Below are 16654 nucleotides of genomic sequence, written 5' to 3'. Positions count from 1 at the left end.
GGGCACGCCTCAGCCCACCAGGTGGACGCGGGACTCCCACGGCGCCAGCTCGGCCGAGGCCGCGCCCGGGTGGGTGCTGAGGAGCAGCCGCGCCCCGGTGACGTCGGGCAGCGCGCCCGCCGGCACCGTCGCCGGCAGCGAGGAGCAGTTGGCCACGACGAGCAGCACCTGCTCCCCCAGCGTCCGGGTGAAGGCCCAGAGCTGCTCGTGGTCGGGCAGCAGCAGGGCGAAGCGGCCCTCGACGACGACGGGCAGCTCGTGCCGCAGCGCGATGAGCCGGCGGAGGTGGTGGAACGTCGAGTCCTCGTCGGCCACGGCCGCCGCGGCGTTGACGTACACGTAGTTCGGGTTCACCGGGAGCCACGGGATGCCCTGGGTGAAGCCGGCGTGGGAGGTGTCGTCCCACTGCACCGGCGTCCGGGCGTTGTCGCGGCTGCGCGCGGCGAGCGAGCGCATCACCGTCTCGGCCTCCAGGCCCAGGCTCATCGCCTCGGCGTGGTAGTTCACCGACTCGATGTCGCGGTAGGAGCTGATGTCGACGAACTGGGTGTTCGTCATCCCCAGCTCCTCGCCCTGGTAGACGTAGGGCGTGCCCTGGTGCAGGTGCTGCACGGTGGCCAGCGTCTTCGCCGAGACCACGCGGAACTCGGCGCTGTCGTCGCCGAACCGCGACACCGCCCGCGGCTGGTCGTGGTTGTCCCAGTAGAGGGAGTTCCAGCCGACCCCGGCCAGCCCCTCCTGCCAGGAGGCGAGGTTCTGCTTGAGGACCGGCAGGTGCAGCGGGGCGAGGTCCCACTTGGTGCCGCCGGGCTGCGCGTCCAGGCCGACGTGCTCGAAGGTGAAGACCATGTTGAGCTCCGCGTTGGCCGGGTCGGTCACCCGGCGGGCCAGCTCGATGGTGGAGCCGGGCATCTCCCCGACGGTCAGCAGGTGCCGCGCGTCGAGGCCGACGGCGGCGTTCATCTCCTGCAGGAACTCCTCCAGCCGCGGGCCGTTGGCGAAGCGCTCGAACGCCGGCGCGAAGCGGCGGCCGGGCGCGGCCTCGCCGTCGGCCAGGCCGGGCTGCTTGGAGATGAGGTTGATGACGTCCATCCGGAAGCCGTCGACCCCGCGGTCCACCCAGCGGTTCATCATCGCGTAGACGGCCTGGCGGACCTCCGGGTTCTCCCAGTTGAGGTCGGGCTGCTTCCGGCTGAACAGGTGCAGGTAGTACTCACCGCTCCGCTCGTCGAGCTGCCAGGCGGAGCCGGAGAAGAAGGACGCCCAGTTGGTGGGCTCGGCCCACTCGGCGCCGGGCTCGGAGCCCTCGCGCGCCGCCCGCCACCAGTACCAGTCGCGCTTGGGCGAGGCCGGGTCGCGCGACTCCTGGAACCAGGCGTGCTCGTCGGAGGTGTGGTTGACGACGAGGTCCATCACGAGCTTCATGCCGCGGGCGTGCAGCGCCGCGATCAGCGCGTCGAGGTCGGCCAGCGAGCCGAACGTCGGGTCGATGTCCTCGTAGTCGGAGATGTCGTACCCGTTGTCGTCCTGCGGGGAGGCGTAGACCGGGGACAGCCAGACGACGTCGACCCCCAGCGAGGCCAGGTAGTCCACCTTGGCCGTGATGCCCGGGATGTCGCCGATGCCGTCGCCGTTGCTGTCGGCGAAGGACCGCGGGTAGATCTGGTAGACGACGGCGGACCGCCACCAGCCGGGTTCCCGGGCGAGGACGGCTCCGGTGGAGGGGACGCGGGGCTGCTCGGGGCTGCTCACCTGCGCGAGTCTCGCACAGCGTCCTCGTCCTCCGGCTGCTCGATCCCCAGCCGGTCGCGCAGCGACCAGAGCTCGCGCTCGAGGTTCGCCCGGGCGGCCGCCTTGAGGCTCTGGGCCTTGCCGCTGCGGAAGATCTCGCCGTCGGCCAGGGGCTCCATGACCGCGAGCCGGCCGGCCAGGAACTCCTCCTCCGGGACGGCCTCGTGCTCGGCGCGGACGGCCTCGACGTAGGCGTCGTAGAGCTCCGGCGGCGCGGCGAGCACGGCGAGGTCGGCGTCGCAGAGCAGCTCGCCCTCGGGGTCGCGGGCGCCCGGCGCGTGGGTGGCGGTCAGCCGGACCAGCCGGGCGACCTGGGTGAGGTCCTCCTGCTCGAAGCCCGCGCGGCCCAGCTCGCGCACCGACAGCCGGGCCGAGGCCTCCTCGTTGGTCAGCTCGCGCTCGGGCAGGTCGTAGACGGCGTCGTGGAACCAGGCCGCGAGCCGGACCACGTAGAGGTCCTCGTCGCCGGCCAGCCGGTCGACCATCCGCAGCACCTGGAGCAGGTGGGTCCGGTCGTGGTAGCGCCGGTGCGGCTCGGCGTAGCGGCGGCGCAGGCCCGCGCCGAGCTCGGGGAGGGCCGGCATCAGCGCGTCCCAGCGCTCCGTCAGCTCGGCCTCGACGGCGTCGGGGTCCAGCGCGGCCACCGCGAAGGGGTCGGTCGGGTCAGTGGGCATCGGGGCCTCCGGGTTCGGGGTGGGGACGGGTGGTGTCGGAGCGGTCCCGCAGGTAGCGGGCGGGGATGGGCACCTCGCGGTGGCGGTCCCAGGGCCGCTGCCAGCCGGCGAGGTCGAGGACGCCGTCGAGCAGGTGGGCGGTCAGCCCCCAGATCAGGTGGCCGGCGACCTCGAACGCCGGTCCGGTGTAGCCCGACGGGTGCCGGACCGAGGCCCGCCGCGCCGGGTCGGTGAGCTCGGCGACCGGGACGACCGGGACCGAGGCCACCTCGGCGAGGTCGACGGCGCGGGCCTGCGTGCGGTCCCGCCACCAGCCGACCACGGCGGTGACGTCGAAGCCGCTGACGGCGACGTGGGCGGGCGGCAGCAGGCCGAGCACGTCGACGGCGTCGCGGCGGACCCCGACCTCCTCCTCGGCCTCGCGCAGCGCGGTGTCGACGAGGTCGGCGTCACCCGGGTCGGCGGCGCCGCCGGGGAAGGCGATCTGCCCGGCGTGGGTGCGCAGCGTGGCGGCGCGCTCGACGAAGAGCACCTCGGGACCGGCGGCGCCCTCGCCGACGAGGCAGAGCACGGCCGCAGCCCGGCCGCCCACCCCGGGCCGCAGGGAGACGACCGAGGCCACCCGGTCGGGGGTGGCGAGCGCAGCGGTCAGCGGGGCCAGCCACGACGGGCGGCCCGCGACCGGCGCGCTCACGGGGTCACCCCGAGGTGCTCGCGGGCCAGCGAGCGGATCTGGTCGGCGGAGGTGAAGGGCCGCAGGTTGCGGTGGGCGATGGTGCCGTCGGCGCGGACGAAGAAGGTCTGCGGGAGGGCGACGACCTGCAGGTCCCGGCGCAGCACGAGGTCGCGGTCCTGGACCTGCGGGTAGCGCCACCCGGCCACCCGCGCGAACTCGAGGGCGCGGGCGGGCTCGGGGTCGGCGTGGTCGATGCCCAGCACCAGCACGTCGGACCCGGGGTCGGCGGCGACCTCGGCGAGGAAGGGCGCCTCGTCGCGGCACGGCCCGCACCACTGGGCCCAGACGTTGACGATCATCGGCCGCCCCCGGAGCCCGGCCAGCCGGACCTCCCGGCCCCCGCCCAGGCAGGGCAGGACGGCGTCCGGCAGCCCGTCGGGCACCGCGGCCACCGCGGGGTCCGAGGCCGGGCAGTCCGCGATCCCGGCCGCCGCCTTCTCGGCGGCCAGGCCGCTGGAGTCGGGCGCCGGGCCGGCCGTCTCCGGGACGGTCGTGTCCGGGGCCGTGGCGGTGGGTGCGACCGAGGACCGCGTGACGGGGGGCTCGCTGGTGCAGCCGGCGACCAGCACCAGCGCGAGCAGGGCGGCCGCCAGGGGCCGACGGGTCATCCGCGCGGTTCCCGGATGAGCTTGGCCGCCTTGGCGGGGTCGGTCTCGCCCTCGCCGTAGGACGGGCACCAGTGCGCGACGGGGCAGGCGCCGCAGGCGGGGTTGCGGGCGTGGCAGCAGCGGCGGCCGTGCCAGATGACGTGCTGGCAGAGCGGCACCCAGTCCTTGCGGGGGAACAGCGCGCCGATCTCGGGCTCGACCTTCTCGGGGTCGGTCTGCCGGGTCCAGCCGAAGCGGCGCGACAGCCGGCCGACGTGGGTGTCGACGGTGATGCCGGGCACCCCGAAGGCGTAGCCGAGGACGACGTTCGCGGTCTTGCGGCCGACGCCGGGCAGGGAGACGAGGTCGACGAGCCGGCCCGGGACCTCGCCGTCGAACCGCTCGGTCAGCGCCGCGCCCAGCTTCATCAGGCTGTCGGCCTTGGCGCGGAAGAACCCCGTGGGGATGATGAGCGCCTCCAGCTCGGCGCGGTCCGCCCCGGCGTAGGCGGCGGCGTCCGGGTACCGGGCGAACAGCACCGGCGTCACCGTGTTGACGCGCTTGTCCGTGCTCTGCGCGGCGAGGATCGTGGCGACGAGCAGCTCCAGCGGCGTGCGGAAGTCCAGCTCGATGTCGGCGTCGGGGTAGGTCTGGGCCAGCGTCCGGCCGATCTGCCGGGCCCGGCGCACCAGCGCCGTCCGGGAGCGGTCGTAGGGGGCGGGCTCCGCCTCCGCGGCCGGCTCGTCGGCCGGGGGGCCGCCCGGGGTGGGGCTCGCGGTCATGGCCTCACCCTATGCCTCGGAGCGGGTGCGGCCCGAGGCCTGCGGAGCGGAGCGCCGGAGGCGCTGCGACCAGGCGCGGGACGACCCGGGCCGGGGCCCGGAGGGGCCCCCCGCCGCCGTCTCACGTTCTCGCGTCTGCCACGGTAGCCTGACACGCGTTGGATGAGACATGCGTCACTCAGGAGGTCGTGCGTGGATCCGGAAGTCTTGAAGAAAGCACCGCTCTTCGCCGGTCTCGAGGACGAGGCGGCGAGCGCGCTTTCTGCCGCCATGGGGACGATCCGCCTGGTCAAGGGCGAGGTGCTGTTCCACGAGGGCGACGCCGAGGACCGGCTCTACGTCGTGATCACCGGCAAGATCAAGCTGGGCCGCAGCGGCTCGGCGGGCCGGGAGAACCTGCTCGCGATCCTCGGGCCGGGGCAGATGTTCGGCGAGCTCTCGCTGTTCGACCCGGGCCCGCGCTCCACGACCGCGACGGCGGTCACGGCCTGCGAGATCCGCACCCTCGAGCACGACGAGCTGATGGGCTGGCTGACCGGCCGGCCCGAGGTGGCCCAGGGCCTGCTCGGCCAGCTCGCCGCCCGGCTGCGGCGGGCCAACGACGTCGTCGCCGACCTCGTCTTCTCCGACGTGCCGGGTCGGGTGGCCAAGCAGCTGCTCGAGCTGGCCAAGCGCTTCGGCGACGAGCGCGAGGACGGCGTGCACGTGCACCACGACCTCACCCAGGAGGAGCTGGCCCAGCTGGTCGGCGCCTCGCGGGAGACGGTGAACAAGGCCCTGGCCGACTTCGCCGCCCGCGGCTGGATCCGCCTGGAGCCGCGCTCGGTCACCATCCTCGACACCGAGCGCGTGGAGCGCCGCGCGCGGTAGTTCTTCTCCAGGCGCAGCTCGCGCACGCCGCGCTGGAGTCCCCGCCTTCCTCCCTCGCCCGCGGACGAAGAACGTGTCCGCGGGCTCGGTCGTCCAGGCGGGACGCGCGGCTCCGACGCTCGCTGCGCGGCACGGGGCCGGGCGCGGCGATCAGCGCCGCGCACTCGTCACTGCTGACCGAGGGTGACCTTGACGGTCTGGGCGTCGCCGTTGCCACGGGTGTAGGTCACGGTGACCTCGGTGCCCGGGGCGTAGAAGCGGGTGGCGGCGATCAGGCCGTCCGGGGTGGTGGTGGCGAAGTCGTCGAGCCGGGTGACGACGTCGCCCTGCTCCAGGCCGGCCTTGGCCGCAGCGCCGTCGGGGCTGACCGACTGCAGGGCCACCCCGGTCGCCGTGGAGACCTGGGCGTCCGAGCCGCCGACCGTGACGCCGAGGGCCGCGTTGGTCGAGGACCCGTCCTGGATCAGCTCGCCGGCGACCCGCGTGGCGACGTCGGCCGGGATGGCGAAGCCGATGCCGATGTTGCCGGACTGCGTGCTGCCGGAGCTGGCGCCGGTGCTGGCGATCGAGGAGTTGATCCCCACGACGGCGCCGTTGAGGTCGACGAGCGGGCCGCCGGAGTTGCCGGGGTTGATGGCCGCGTCGGTCTGCACCGCGAGGTAGACCGCGTCGTCGTCGTCGCCCGAGCGGACGGGGCGGGCGGTGTTGGAGACGATGCCGCTGGTCACCGACTCCGACAGGCCCAGCGGGGCGCCCGCCGCGACGACGGCCTGGCCGGTCTGCAGCGAGGAGGACTTCGCGAAGACGGCGGGGGTGAGGTCGCCCACCCCGTCCACCTTGATGACGGCGAGGTCGTTGGTCGGCGAGGTCCCGACGACCTGCGCCTGCGCCGTCGTCCCGTTGTGGAAGGTCACGGTGATGGTGCCCGCCGTGCCGCCCTGGCCGGAGCTGCCGGCCGCCGCCGAGACGACGTGCTCGTTGGTGAGGATGTGGCCCTGGTCGTCGAGGACGACGCCGCTGCCGATGTCCCCGCCCTGGCCGGCCTGCACGGTGATGGTGACGACCGAGGGCTGGATCTTGTCGGCCGCGGCGACGACGGTGCCGTCGAGGACGGGCGTCTGCGCGGCGGGCACGGTGGTGACCGAGATCGGGGACACCGCACCCGCGGCGCCGCCGTCGGTCAGGTAGGCGAAGGAGCCGACACCGGCACCCGCGCCGACGACGGCCGCGAGCGAGGCCGCCACCAGCAGCGACCCGATCCGGCGGCGCGGACGAGCCGCGACCGCGGGGGCCGGGGCCAGCGTGGTGACGCCGGCCGGGGCGGGGAAGTCGGCGGCCGTGTAGCCGGGCAGGGGCTGCGTCGACCACGGCGCGTCCTGGTGCACCCCGGTCGGGACGTCCTGGGTCGGCGTCCCGTAGCCCGGCGCCCCGTAGGTCGGGGTGCCGTAGCCCTGCGCCTGGTGGTCCGGGGTGCCGTAGCCGTGCGCCCCGTAGCCCTGGGTCTCGTAGGTCGGGGCCCCGTAGCCCTGCCCGGTGTAGCCCAGGGGCTGGGCCGGGGTGTCGTAGCCCAGCGGCTGGTGGCCCGGGGTGTCGTAGCCGAGCGGCTGCGTCACGTCGTCCTGGCCGGCCACGTGGTGCGGTCCGGGCTGTCCCGGCTGGCTGCCGAGGGGCGGCGTGCCCGCCCCGGAGGTCTCGTCCGATGTCATGCTCCGAGGTTGCGTCGCCATCCTGTGCGTCACCTGTGCGGTTCACGTGAGCGCGCTGGGAGTTGCGGCCGCCTCAGTTGCGGTGCGCCGCGCAGAGCGCGAAGTCGGCGCAGGCGTTGCAGAGCAGCGCCCAGCCCCGGCACAGGGGGGCCACGCAGTCGCGGTGGGCGTAGGTGGGCGCCCCGCAGGTCTCGCAGGAGCCGAGCACGGCCGGGTGGTCGCTGAAGGTCACCCGCACCCGGTCCTGCAGGACGTAGAGCGCGCCCTCCCACAGGCCGTCGTCGGCGAAGGTGCGGCCGTAGGCGAGGATGCCGCCCTCCAGCCGGTGCACGTCGGTGAACCCGCGGTTGCGCATCAGCGCGCTGAGCAGCTCGGCGCGCAGGCCGCTCGTGCAGTAGGTGACCACCGGCCGGTCCCGCAGCCCGTCGTGGGTGCCGGCGTCGAGCTGGGCCAGCACGTCGCTGGCCCGTTCCGCGCGGAACGACCGGGCGCCCGCGAAGCGGCCCACCTCGGTCTCGTGCCGGTGCCGGCCGTCGAGCAGGACCACCTCGTCGCCGCGGGTGGCCACGAGCTCGTGCAGCCCGTGCGGGCCGAGCGGAGCGCCGGCGCCCACCAGCCCGTGCCGGTCGACGCGCAGCTCGTGCGGGGCGCCGAAGCCCACCAGCTCCTCGCGGACCGTCACCGACAGGCGGGGGCGCGGCTCCCCCTGGCCGGGGACCAGCCGCAGGTCGAGGTGCGCGAAGGCCGGGTGCTCCCGGGTGGCGCGGGCGTAGGTCTCCAGCCGCTCGGGCGGGCCGCCGAGGTTGCCGCAGAGGCCCTGCGGGGAGACGACGACCGAGCCCCAGATCCGGCAGCGGGCCGCGAGCTCGCGCTGCCAGAGCGCGGTCGCGTGCGGGTCCGGCACGGGCACCAGCCCGTAGTAGAGCAGCAGCGTCGTGCTCGCCATGGCGCCTCCCCCGTGTCGCCGGCCTCTCCTGCGGCCGAGTCTGTCAGGCCTCGTCGAGCGCCGCGCCCAGATGGCGCAGCTGCGCCCGGACCGACTGCTCCGCGGCCGGCCGGACCGCCTCCCCGACGTCACCGTAGACCCGGTCGACGACCTGCTGGACCCCGCGGGCCCCCGTCCGCAGCGCCGTCCGCACCTGCTCGAGCCGCTCCTCGCGGTGCCGCCGGTACGCCTCCAGCCGCTCCGCCGGGTCACCGACCCGCGGTCCGTGCCCGGGCAGCAGCTCGACGACGCCCTCGGCGGCGACGAGCGCCGCGAGCCGGTCGAGCGAGGCCAGGTAGGCGCCCAGGTCGCCGTCGGGCGCGGCGATCACCGTGGTGCCGCGGCCCAGCACGGTGTCGCCGGTGAGCAGCCGGGCCGCCCCGTCGTCCCCGCGCAGCAGCAGCGAGCAGGAGTCGGCCGTGTGCCCGGGCGTGGTCACGACCCGCACCTGCCCGCCGGGGAGCGCCAGCACGTCGCCGTCGCCGAGGCCGTCCTGCCCCACCCGGAAGGCCGGGTCGACGGCGCGCACCGGGCAGCCGGCCGCCGCCGCGAGGGCGGGGGCGCCGTCGCTGTGGTCGGCGTGCCGGTGGGTGAGCAGCACCGCGGACACGCCGTGCGGAGCGGCCGCGAGCAGCCGGGCGCGGTGGCCCGCGTCGTCGGGACCGGGGTCGACGACGACGACCGGTCCGGCCGCCGGGTCGCCGAGCAGCCAGGTGTTCGTGCCCTCCAGGGTCATCGGGCCGGGGTTGGGGGCGAGCAGGACCCGCACGGCCGGGGCCACCCCCTCGACGGCCGCGGTCACGACCGGCTCCCGGCCGGGTCCGGGTAGACGAAGACCCAGCCGGCGCCGTCGCGGCGCAGGACGGGGAGCACGGTCTCGACGACGCGGTCCCGGGCCGCTTCGGCCACCGCGGCCAGGTCCGGCAGGTCGGCGAGCTCCAGCAGCACCGAGCGGGTGGGCGGCATCAGCACCAGCTCGCCGCGGTCCGCGGCGGCCAGCGCGGCGGCGGGGCGGTCCCAGCCGGCCCGGGTCGTCTCGCCCGAGACGTCGCTCGCCTCCGCCCCCGCGGGCAGGGCGGCGACGTAGAAGAGGGTGTCGTAGCGCCGCGGCTCCACCGCCGGGGTCACCCAGTGGGCCCACCGCCGCAGCGCACCGGGAACGAGGGCGACGCCGGTCTCCTCCGCCGTCTCGCGCAGCGCGCAGGCCAGCCGCGGATCCGGGCCGGCGTCGGCCGGGTCGACCCCGCCGCCCGGGAAGACGACCACCGACGGGGCGAAGGGCATCCGGGCGTGCCGGTGCAGCAGGTAGGTCTCGAGGCCGCCGTCGGCCGCCTCGCGCAGCAGCACCACGCTGGCCGAGGGCCGCGGGGCCACCGGCTCACCCGCCGACGTGTCCGCCCGGGCCGCGAGCGCGGCCGGCACCCGGCGGTCCAGGCGGGCGAGGACGTCGAGCGAGCGCGTCGGCACGGGCGCCTAGAGCGGCCGGATCGTCGGCGTGGCGGTCACCTCGACCACCAGCTCGACCTCGACCGGGGAGTCGAGCGGCAGCACCGCCACGCCGACCGCGCTGCGGGCGTGCTTGCCCGCCCCGCCGAAGACGTCGCCCAGCAGCTGGCTGGCCCCGTTCGCCACCTGGGCCTGCCCGGTGAAGGACGGGTCGCTGGCCACGAAGACGACGACCTTGACCACCCGGGCGACGGCGTCCAGCCCGCCGACCTCGGCCGCCACCGCGGCCAGGGCGTTGAGGGTGGCCAGGCCGGCGCACTCCGCCGCGGTCTCGGAGGTGACCTCCGCGCCGACCTTGCCGAGGGCGACGAGCTTGCCCTCGACGCTGGGCAGCTGCCCGGAGGTGTGGACCAGGTCGCCCACCCGGACGGCCGGCACGTAGGCGGCCAGCGGCGCGGCCACACCGGGCAGGGTCAGCCCGAGCTCGGCGAGCCGCTCGGAGGGGCTGCTCACGCCCCGGTGCCGGGGATCGGGCGCTTGAGGTAGGCGACCAGGTTCTCGGGGTTCAGGCCGGGCACCACCTGGACCAGCTCCCACCCGTCCTGGCCCCAGTTGTCGAGGATCTGCTTGGTCGCGTGCACCAGCAGCGGAACGGTCACGTACTCCCACTTCGTCATGGCGCTCACCCTAGCGACCGGGCCGGGTGGGGTCAGCGCAGCGGCGCGGGCCGGCCGACGGCGGCGGTGAGCGACCAGGAGCGGGTGGCCCCGGCCTCGAGCACCTGGTGGGTCCCGGCCGCGGCGCCGTCCGCCACCGACAGCGGGTGGCCCGTGCAGGGCTCGAGCACCAGGACGTCGTGCCCGCGCCAACCGCCGCCGTGGGAGGCGAACAGCCAGCACGACGGGAGGTCGGCGGCGTCCCAGCCCAGGGCGAGGCCCGAGCCGGCGGCGGGGTGGTCGACAGCGCACGCGCCCCGGTCGAGGCCGGTGGCGACGAGGAGCTCGGCGACGCCGCGCCCATTGATGTCCGGGCGCCGCCGGAAGTCGTGGTCCTGGCCGTCCACCCGGGCGACGGGCCACGAGAAGACGGCCCCGGCCGGCCGCACGCGGGGGGCGCCGAAGCCGTCGACCAGCACCTCGCGCGCGGCCATGTCCACAGTGGTGTCGGGCTGCAGGGCGACCGCGACGTGGGACTTCCAGAGGAACGGCAGCGCCCGACGGCCCTCGTTGGTCACCCGGTACTCGCACCGCAGCTCCGGGCCGTCCCCCAGGACCAGCCGCCGCTCGGCCCGGCAGGCCGAGACCGGCGTCGAGACGGCGAGGTCCAGGACGACCTCCGGCCCGCCGCCCCCGGTCGACGTGCCCGTCGAGACGGCCCAGGGCTGCGTCCACAGCTCGCCGTGGTCCGGCATCAGCTCCCCCGCCAGCTCCTCCGGCTCGTCGTTGGGGAACATCTCGTCCCAGCCGCCGCTGAAGTGGTCGTCGTAGACGGCCCCGGTGGGCACGGCCCGCAGCGGCACCCGGCCGTTGCGCCACAGGAGCTCGAGGTCGGCCCGCTTGTCGACCAGGCTCACGACCTTGGCCCCCAGGGCCGGCAGCACCACGGCCCGCAGCCACCGGTTCTCCAGGACCACGGCGGGGTGGCCGGACAGCGACCACTCCGTGCTGAGCGTCGGGCTGGTGGGGCTGGTGGCGGTCCGGGCGCCGGAGGTCGGGGCCGGGCCCCGCTCAGCCGGCACGGAGCCGCTCGAGCAGGTCCAGGTCGACCTCGACGCCCAGGCCGGGCTGGTCGAGCGGCACCCGCACCTGGCCGTCGACGAAGTCGATCTCGCGCGCGACCAGGTCCCGGGCGATGGGGGAGGTCGAGACCGTGTGCTCGATCAGCCCGCCGTTGGGGATGCTCGCGGCGAAGTGCGTCGACGCGGCGACGAGCACCCCGCTCTTGAAGGCGTGCGGCACCACGCGCCGGTGCCGCGTCTGCGCCAGCCACGCGAGACGGCGGCCCTGGGTGAGCCCGCCGCAGCGGGCCAGGTCCGGCTGGATGAGGTCGAGGCCGCCCTCGTCGAGGAGCCGCTCGAAGGCCCCGTAGCTGCTCTCCTGCTCCCCGCCCGCGATGGTCAGCGACGAGCGGTCCGACAGGGCGCGGTAGCCCGCGAGGTCGTCGGCCGCGACCGGCTCCTCCAGCCAGGCGATGCCGTACCCCTCGTACATGGCGGCCATCCGCAGCGCCGTCTTGGTGTCCCAGACCTGGCCGGCGTCGATCATCACCGCGACGTCGTCGCCGACGGCCCGCCGGATCTCCCGCACCAGCGCCTCGTTGGCCGCCAGGTCCTGGCCGATCGGCCCCCAGCCGAACTTGATGGCCCGGTAGCCCTGCTCCGCGTGCCGGGCGGCCGCCGCGGCGGCCTCGGCCGGCGTGTCCGGCATGACCAGGCTGGCGTAGGCGTCGAGCCGGTCCGAGCGCGGCCCGCCCAGCAGGCGGGCGACGGGCAGGTCGAGGACCTTGCCCGCCAGGTCCCAGAGCGCGATGTCGACGCCGCTGATCGCGTGCATGGTGGCGCCGCCGCCGAAGTAGCGGCTGCCCTCGACCATGTCGTGCCAGAGCGCGTCGACGTCGAGGGGGTGGCGGCCCAGCAGGACCGAGCGCAGGCCCCGGGCGATGAGGTGGGAGGGCTCGGCCTCGATGACGGCCTTCGCCACCAGCGGGGACGAGTCCACCTCCCCCACCCCGACGGTCCCGTCGCTGGCCGTGACGAAGACCAGCAGGGTGTCCTGGGTGCCGTCGCAGCGCTCGGCGTCGATCTCGGACAGCCGCAGGTGGACCGCCTCCACCGCGGTGATCGTCAGGTCGGCGTGGCTCATGGTTCCTCCGGGTCGGGGACGGCGGGGTCCGGCAGGGCGGCGGGGCCCAGCTCCTCGGCCACGATCCGCCGGACCGCCGGCATCTGCGCGACGAGCTCGTCGGCGGTGGTCCGGCTGGCGACGGCGCTGATGCTGAGCGCTCCGGTCGGCCGGCTGGGCGATCCGAGGAAGACGGGGAAGGCGATGCAGACGATCCCGAGGTCGTTCTCCTCGAGGTCCAGCGCGTAGCCGGCCCGTCGGTACCGGCTCAGCGCCTCGTGCAGGGCGGCCGCGCTCACCAGGGTGTGCGGGGTGCGTGCCTCCAGCGGGCCGTAGCTGGCCACGTAGCGGTCCACCGCCGTCCGGTCGGGCAGCGCGTGCATGAGCAGCGCCTTGCCGATCCCGGTCCGGTAGGCGGGGTTGGAACCACCCACCACCGAGCTCATCTGGAACGTGGCGCGCGGCGGCGGGACCTTGGCCTGGTAGACGATCGCCCCCTCGATGAGGGTCCCGTAGTGCGCGGTCTCCCCCGTCGTCTCGGCCAGCCGGCGCAGGACGGGCGTGACGGCGTGCACGGTGGGCTGCGCCTCCTGGTAGCCGACGACGAGCCGGACCAGGTCGAAGCCCAGGTGGTAGAGGCCGTCGGCGTCCTGGCGAGCGAACCCGCCGCCCACCAGCACCCCGAGGCTGCGATGAGCGCTCGACTTGGGCGTGCCCAGGGCGGCGGCGACCTCGCCCAGCCGCAGCCCGGTCGGGTGCTCGGCCAGGAGCCGGAGGGCGGCCAGCGACCGCGCGGCCCCCGTCGGCGCGGGCGTCGGCGGCTGGTGGGGGCCGGGCGCGTCACCCTCCGGGGCGGTCCGCGCGGCGGGCTCCGACGTCATCCCACCCCTCCTGGCGGTTCCGCCCTTGACCACTGCGTCACCTGTCGTACGATACCCACATCCCACTGCCGGGAACACCGTTCCACTTAGCGGAACTAGGACATAGATGTCTGCAGTGCAGGTCGACAGGGCGGTCGCGCCCGGTGCGGGGCGCACCCGTACCGCCACCCGGTCCCGCCGCAACCGGCGCCGGGAAGCGATCTGGTGCTACGTCTTCATCGCCCCGGCCGTGCTCGGCCTGCTGCTGTTCTCCCTCGGCCCGATGGTGGCCTCGTTCCTGCTGAGCTTCACCTCCTACGACCTGCTGTCCTCGCCGCAGTGGACCGGGCTGGAGAACTACGCCGCACTCGCCTCCGACGGCCTGTTCCGCAAGTCGCTGGCGGTCAGCCTCGTGTACGGGCTGGTCAGCGTCCCGGCCACGCTCGTCCTGGCGCTCGTGCTGGCGATCATGCTCAACGCCAAGATCCCGGCGCTGGGCTTCTTCCGCTCGGCCTACTACCTGCCCAGCGTGATCAGCGGCGTCGCCGTCGCCATGCTCTGGAAGTGGCTGTTCAACGGCGAGTACGGGCTGATCAACGTCGCGCTCGGCAAGATCGGCATCGCCGGGCCCGCCTGGCTGACCGACGAGAACTGGGCGCTGCGGGCGCTGATCTTCATGAGCCTGTGGGGCTTCGGCGGCACGATGCTGATCTACCTGGCCGGGCTGCAGGGCGTGCCGAAGGAGCTCTACGAGGCAGCCCAGGTCGACGGCGCGACCCGGTGGCGGCAGCACCTGCACGTGACGGTGCCGATGCTGTCCTCGGTCACCCTGTTCAACTTGATCATGGGGGTGATCAACGCCCTGCAGGTGTTCGCCGAGCCGTTCGTCCTGACACCCAACGGCGGGCCCGACAACTCCACACTGCTGCTCTCGGTCTACCTGTACCAGAACGCGTTCCAGTACCTCAAGATGGGTTACGCGTCGGCGATCGCCTGGGTGACCTTCGCGATCATCCTGGCGCTGACGGCCCTGGTCTTCCGCTCGATGCCGCTCTGGGTGCACACCGAGGGCGGTGATGAGCGGTGACCACCACCACCCGTCCCGTCCAGGCCACCCCGCGCCGGCGCCCGGCCCGCGGTCGGCTAGGCCGCTGGTCCCTCGTCGTCGTGCTCTCCCTCGGCTGTTTCGTGGTGCTGCTGCCGGTGGTCTGGATGGTGCTGACCTCGCTCAAGACCAGCGACCAGGTGTTCGTCAACCCGCCGCTGTGGCTGTTCACCCCGCAGTGGCACAACTACGTCGAGGTCCTCACGCTGGTGCCGTTCCAGCGCTACATCCTCAACACCGCGACGATCGTCGGCTTCGTCGTCCTCGGGACCCTGCTGAGCTGCTCCTTCTGCGCCTACGGCTTCGCCCGGCTCCGCGCCCCCGGCCGCAACGCGATCTTCTTCGTCCTCATGGCCACCCTCATGCTGCCGACCACGGTGACGCTGGTGCCCACCTACATCGTCTTCAACAACCTCGGCTGGCTGAACACCTTCAAGCCGCTCATCCTCCCGGCGTTCTTCGGGTCGGCGTTCTTCGTGTTCCTGTTCCGCCAGTTCTTCCTCGGGATCCCCAAGGAGCTGGAGGAGGCGGCCCGCATCGACGGGGCCGGCTACCTGCGGATCTGGTGGACGATCTTCATGCCCCTGAGCTGGCCGGTCATCGCCACGGTGTCGGTGTTCACGTTCGTGGGGGCCTACAACGACTTCTTCGGCCCGGTGATCTACCTCTCGGAGGAGTCGAAGTACACCATCGCCGTCGCCCTGTCCTACTTCAGCGGCTCGCCGCGCATCGGGCCGCAGATGCACCTCACCATGGCGGCGACGACCATCGCCGCCCTCCCGTCCGTCGTCGTCTTCCTCCTCGCGCAGCGCCAGTTCGTGCGCGGGATCACCGTCAGCGGCATCAACAAGTAGCCCACCACCAGCGACCGCTGGACCGTCCGAAGGGATCGTGCCGTGCCCCACCCCCTCCTCCCCGGCGCCACCGCGCCCCAGCTGACCCGCCGGACCGTGCTCGGAGGCCTGGCCGCCTCCGCGCTCGCCGTGGCGGGCTGCTCCTCCGGCGGTGACGCGCCGGCGTCGGCGCCCGCCGCGACCAGCACGCAGGTGGTCGGCCGGACCGAGCTGGCCGTCTACGCCTGGACCAACGGGCCCACCATCGACGACAACTTCAAGAAGCGCGTGGCGCTGTTCAACCAGGAGTTCTCGGGCAAGTACACGGCCAAGATCAACTTCCTGCCCTACGACCAGTACTGGCAGAAGATCCAGCTGCAGTACGCCGCGAAGAAGCCCTTCGACATCTACTTCTGGGACGTCCAGGCCTACGCCCACTACAAGAAGGGGCTCATCTTCAACGAGCAGACCGCCGTCGACGGCACCCCCATGGTCGACCAGGCCACCTACCCGACGGCGCTCTACGACCCCTGGCGCTTCGACGGGAAGAACCTGTTCTGCGTGCCCGACAGCCTGCAGACGATGATGCTGTACTACAACAAGGACCACTTCGACGAGGCCGGCCTGGACTACCCCGACGCCACGTGGACGTGGGACAAGGTCGTCGAGACCGCTCCCATGCTGCAGAAGAGCTCGGGGGGCAAGGTCACCCGCTGGGGGCTGGACATCGGGGCCCTGGGGATCTGGTGGGGCCTGCAGTCCCTGGCCTGGGCGGCCGGGACAGCCTTCGTCGACAAGGCGCTGGAGCCGGCCGCGTTCCAGATGACCGACCCGAAGGTGGTCGAGGCCCTGCGCTACGTGCAGGACCTGATGTGGTCCAAGCACGTCGCCCCGCGCCCGGAGGAGCGCGCCGCGGTGTCGCAGAACAACGGCGGGTTCGCCTCCGGCGCGTTCTCGATGATCCCCGACGGCAGCTGGAGCATCGCCTCCTACCAGCAGATGAAGGCGAACTGGGCGGTCGCCCCGTTGCCCAGCTACCAGGGCCAGAGCGTCGCCCCGTACTGGATGGGCGGCTGGGTGATCCCGAAGGACTCGGGCGCGCTGTCGGCGGCCCAGACCTTCGCCCTCTGGAGCGCGACCACGTTCCAGAAGACGATGGCCACGAACCACGACTGGATCCCGCTCGAGAACGCGGCGCGGACCTCCGACGAGATGCTGCAGGGGATGCCCGACGGCTTCAGCGAGGCCATGACCAACCTGCCGAAGGCGCGGATCGGCGACTTCTACACCACCAACATGCAGCAGATCTTCAACGAGGTGTTCGGCACCAACGTCGACCTGCTGCTCAACAACAAGCTGACACCCGAGGCCGCGGCCCAGAAGATGCAGGACGCCGCCACCAAGCTGCTGGCCTAGCCGCCGCGCCCGCCACCGGCTCC

Annotated in this window: 18 protein-coding genes; 4 read left to right on the top strand and 14 right to left on the bottom strand. The window is 74.1% G+C overall.

What is annotated here, in order from left to right; all coding sequences use genetic code 11:
- Positions 1–9 precede the first annotated feature (9 nt).
- Genes JOF54_RS12630 through nth form a run of 5 tightly spaced genes read right to left on the bottom strand, consistent with a single transcriptional unit; the run spans position 10 to position 4570 of the window.
- A complete protein-coding gene (locus JOF54_RS12630; RefSeq protein WP_210056270.1) occupies positions 10–1752 on the bottom strand; it encodes a glycoside hydrolase family 13 protein in 1743 nt (580 codons plus the stop codon).
- Positions 1749–2465, bottom strand: a complete 717-nt coding sequence (locus JOF54_RS12625; protein ID WP_210056268.1) for an HD domain-containing protein — start codon at positions 2463–2465, stop codon at positions 1749–1751. Before JOF54_RS12625 ends, JOF54_RS12630 begins: the two co-directional genes overlap by 4 nt.
- A complete protein-coding gene (locus tag JOF54_RS12620; RefSeq protein ID WP_307804111.1) occupies positions 2455–3159 on the bottom strand; it encodes an NUDIX hydrolase in 705 nt (234 codons plus the stop codon). The genes JOF54_RS12625 and JOF54_RS12620 overlap by 11 nt, the downstream gene beginning before the upstream one ends.
- Complete coding sequence (locus tag JOF54_RS12615) at positions 3156–3809, bottom strand: TlpA family protein disulfide reductase (protein WP_210056266.1); 654 nt, start codon at positions 3807–3809, stop codon at positions 3156–3158. The genes JOF54_RS12620 and JOF54_RS12615 overlap by 4 nt, the downstream gene beginning before the upstream one ends.
- Positions 3806–4570, bottom strand: coding sequence for an endonuclease III (gene nth, locus JOF54_RS12610; protein ID WP_210056264.1), 765 nt, complete (start codon positions 4568–4570; stop codon positions 3806–3808). The genes JOF54_RS12615 and nth overlap by 4 nt, the downstream gene beginning before the upstream one ends.
- 192 nt (positions 4571–4762) lie before the next feature.
- Between nth and JOF54_RS12605 the strand changes: the two genes are divergently transcribed.
- Positions 4763–5440, top strand: a complete 678-nt coding sequence (locus JOF54_RS12605; protein ID WP_307804110.1) for a Crp/Fnr family transcriptional regulator — start codon at positions 4763–4765, stop codon at positions 5438–5440.
- 167 nt (positions 5441–5607) lie between these two features.
- Here JOF54_RS12605 and JOF54_RS12600 read toward each other — a convergent pair whose 3' ends face one another.
- From JOF54_RS12600 to JOF54_RS12560, 9 genes are all read right to left on the bottom strand, one after another.
- Positions 5608–7146 (bottom strand): S1C family serine protease, encoded by a 1539-nt coding sequence (locus JOF54_RS12600; protein ID WP_210056260.1) that lies wholly within the window; start codon positions 7144–7146, stop codon positions 5608–5610.
- Between the two features lie 73 nt (positions 7147–7219).
- On the bottom strand, positions 7220–8092 hold the full coding sequence (locus tag JOF54_RS12595; protein WP_210056259.1) for a rhodanese-like domain-containing protein: 873 nt from the start codon (positions 8090–8092) through the stop codon (positions 7220–7222).
- 43 nt (positions 8093–8135) lie between these two features.
- Positions 8136–8933, bottom strand: a complete 798-nt coding sequence (locus tag JOF54_RS12590; protein WP_307804109.1) for an MBL fold metallo-hydrolase — start codon at positions 8931–8933, stop codon at positions 8136–8138.
- Positions 8930–9598, bottom strand: a complete 669-nt coding sequence (locus JOF54_RS12585; protein ID WP_307804108.1) for an NUDIX hydrolase — start codon at positions 9596–9598, stop codon at positions 8930–8932. Before JOF54_RS12585 ends, JOF54_RS12590 begins: the two co-directional genes overlap by 4 nt.
- Positions 9599–9604: 6 nt before the next feature.
- Positions 9605–10090 (bottom strand): RidA family protein, encoded by a 486-nt coding sequence (locus tag JOF54_RS12580; protein ID WP_210056257.1) that lies wholly within the window; start codon positions 10088–10090, stop codon positions 9605–9607.
- Entirely contained in the window at positions 10087–10254 is a 168-nt protein-coding gene (sp36, locus tag JOF54_RS12575) for a Sp36 family protein (protein WP_210056254.1), read from the bottom strand. Before sp36 ends, JOF54_RS12580 begins: the two co-directional genes overlap by 4 nt.
- A gap of 32 nt (positions 10255–10286) precedes the next feature.
- Positions 10287–11315, bottom strand: a complete 1029-nt coding sequence (locus JOF54_RS12570; protein ID WP_210056252.1) for an aldose epimerase family protein — start codon at positions 11313–11315, stop codon at positions 10287–10289.
- A complete protein-coding gene (locus JOF54_RS12565) occupies positions 11305–12438 on the bottom strand; it encodes a mandelate racemase/muconate lactonizing enzyme family protein (RefSeq protein ID WP_210056251.1) in 1134 nt (377 codons plus the stop codon). The genes JOF54_RS12570 and JOF54_RS12565 overlap by 11 nt, the downstream gene beginning before the upstream one ends.
- On the bottom strand, positions 12435–13298 hold the full coding sequence (locus JOF54_RS12560) for an IclR family transcriptional regulator (RefSeq protein ID WP_210056249.1): 864 nt from the start codon (positions 13296–13298) through the stop codon (positions 12435–12437). Before JOF54_RS12560 ends, JOF54_RS12565 begins: the two co-directional genes overlap by 4 nt.
- Positions 13299–13404: 106 nt before the next feature.
- Here JOF54_RS12560 and JOF54_RS12555 point away from each other — a divergent pair, with 106 nt between their 5' ends.
- The 3 genes from JOF54_RS12555 to JOF54_RS12545 are packed head-to-tail and all read left to right on the top strand — an operon-like array spanning position 13405 to position 16631.
- On the top strand, positions 13405–14364 hold the full coding sequence (locus JOF54_RS12555) for a carbohydrate ABC transporter permease (protein WP_210056247.1): 960 nt from the start codon (positions 13405–13407) through the stop codon (positions 14362–14364).
- Entirely contained in the window at positions 14361–15236 is an 876-nt protein-coding gene (locus tag JOF54_RS21020; protein ID WP_210056245.1) for a carbohydrate ABC transporter permease, read from the top strand. Before JOF54_RS12555 ends, JOF54_RS21020 begins: the two co-directional genes overlap by 4 nt.
- Before the next feature lie 42 nt (positions 15237–15278).
- On the top strand, positions 15279–16631 hold the full coding sequence (locus JOF54_RS12545; protein ID WP_210056242.1) for an ABC transporter substrate-binding protein: 1353 nt from the start codon (positions 15279–15281) through the stop codon (positions 16629–16631).
- Positions 16632–16654: the final 23 nt, after the last annotated feature.

The sequence above is a fragment of the Microlunatus capsulatus genome (assembly GCF_017876495.1).
GTDB lineage: Bacteria > Actinomycetota > Actinomycetes > Propionibacteriales > Propionibacteriaceae > Microlunatus > Microlunatus capsulatus.
Note: the sequence above shows the minus strand (reverse complement) of the source record. Positions and strands in the feature narration are given on the sequence as shown.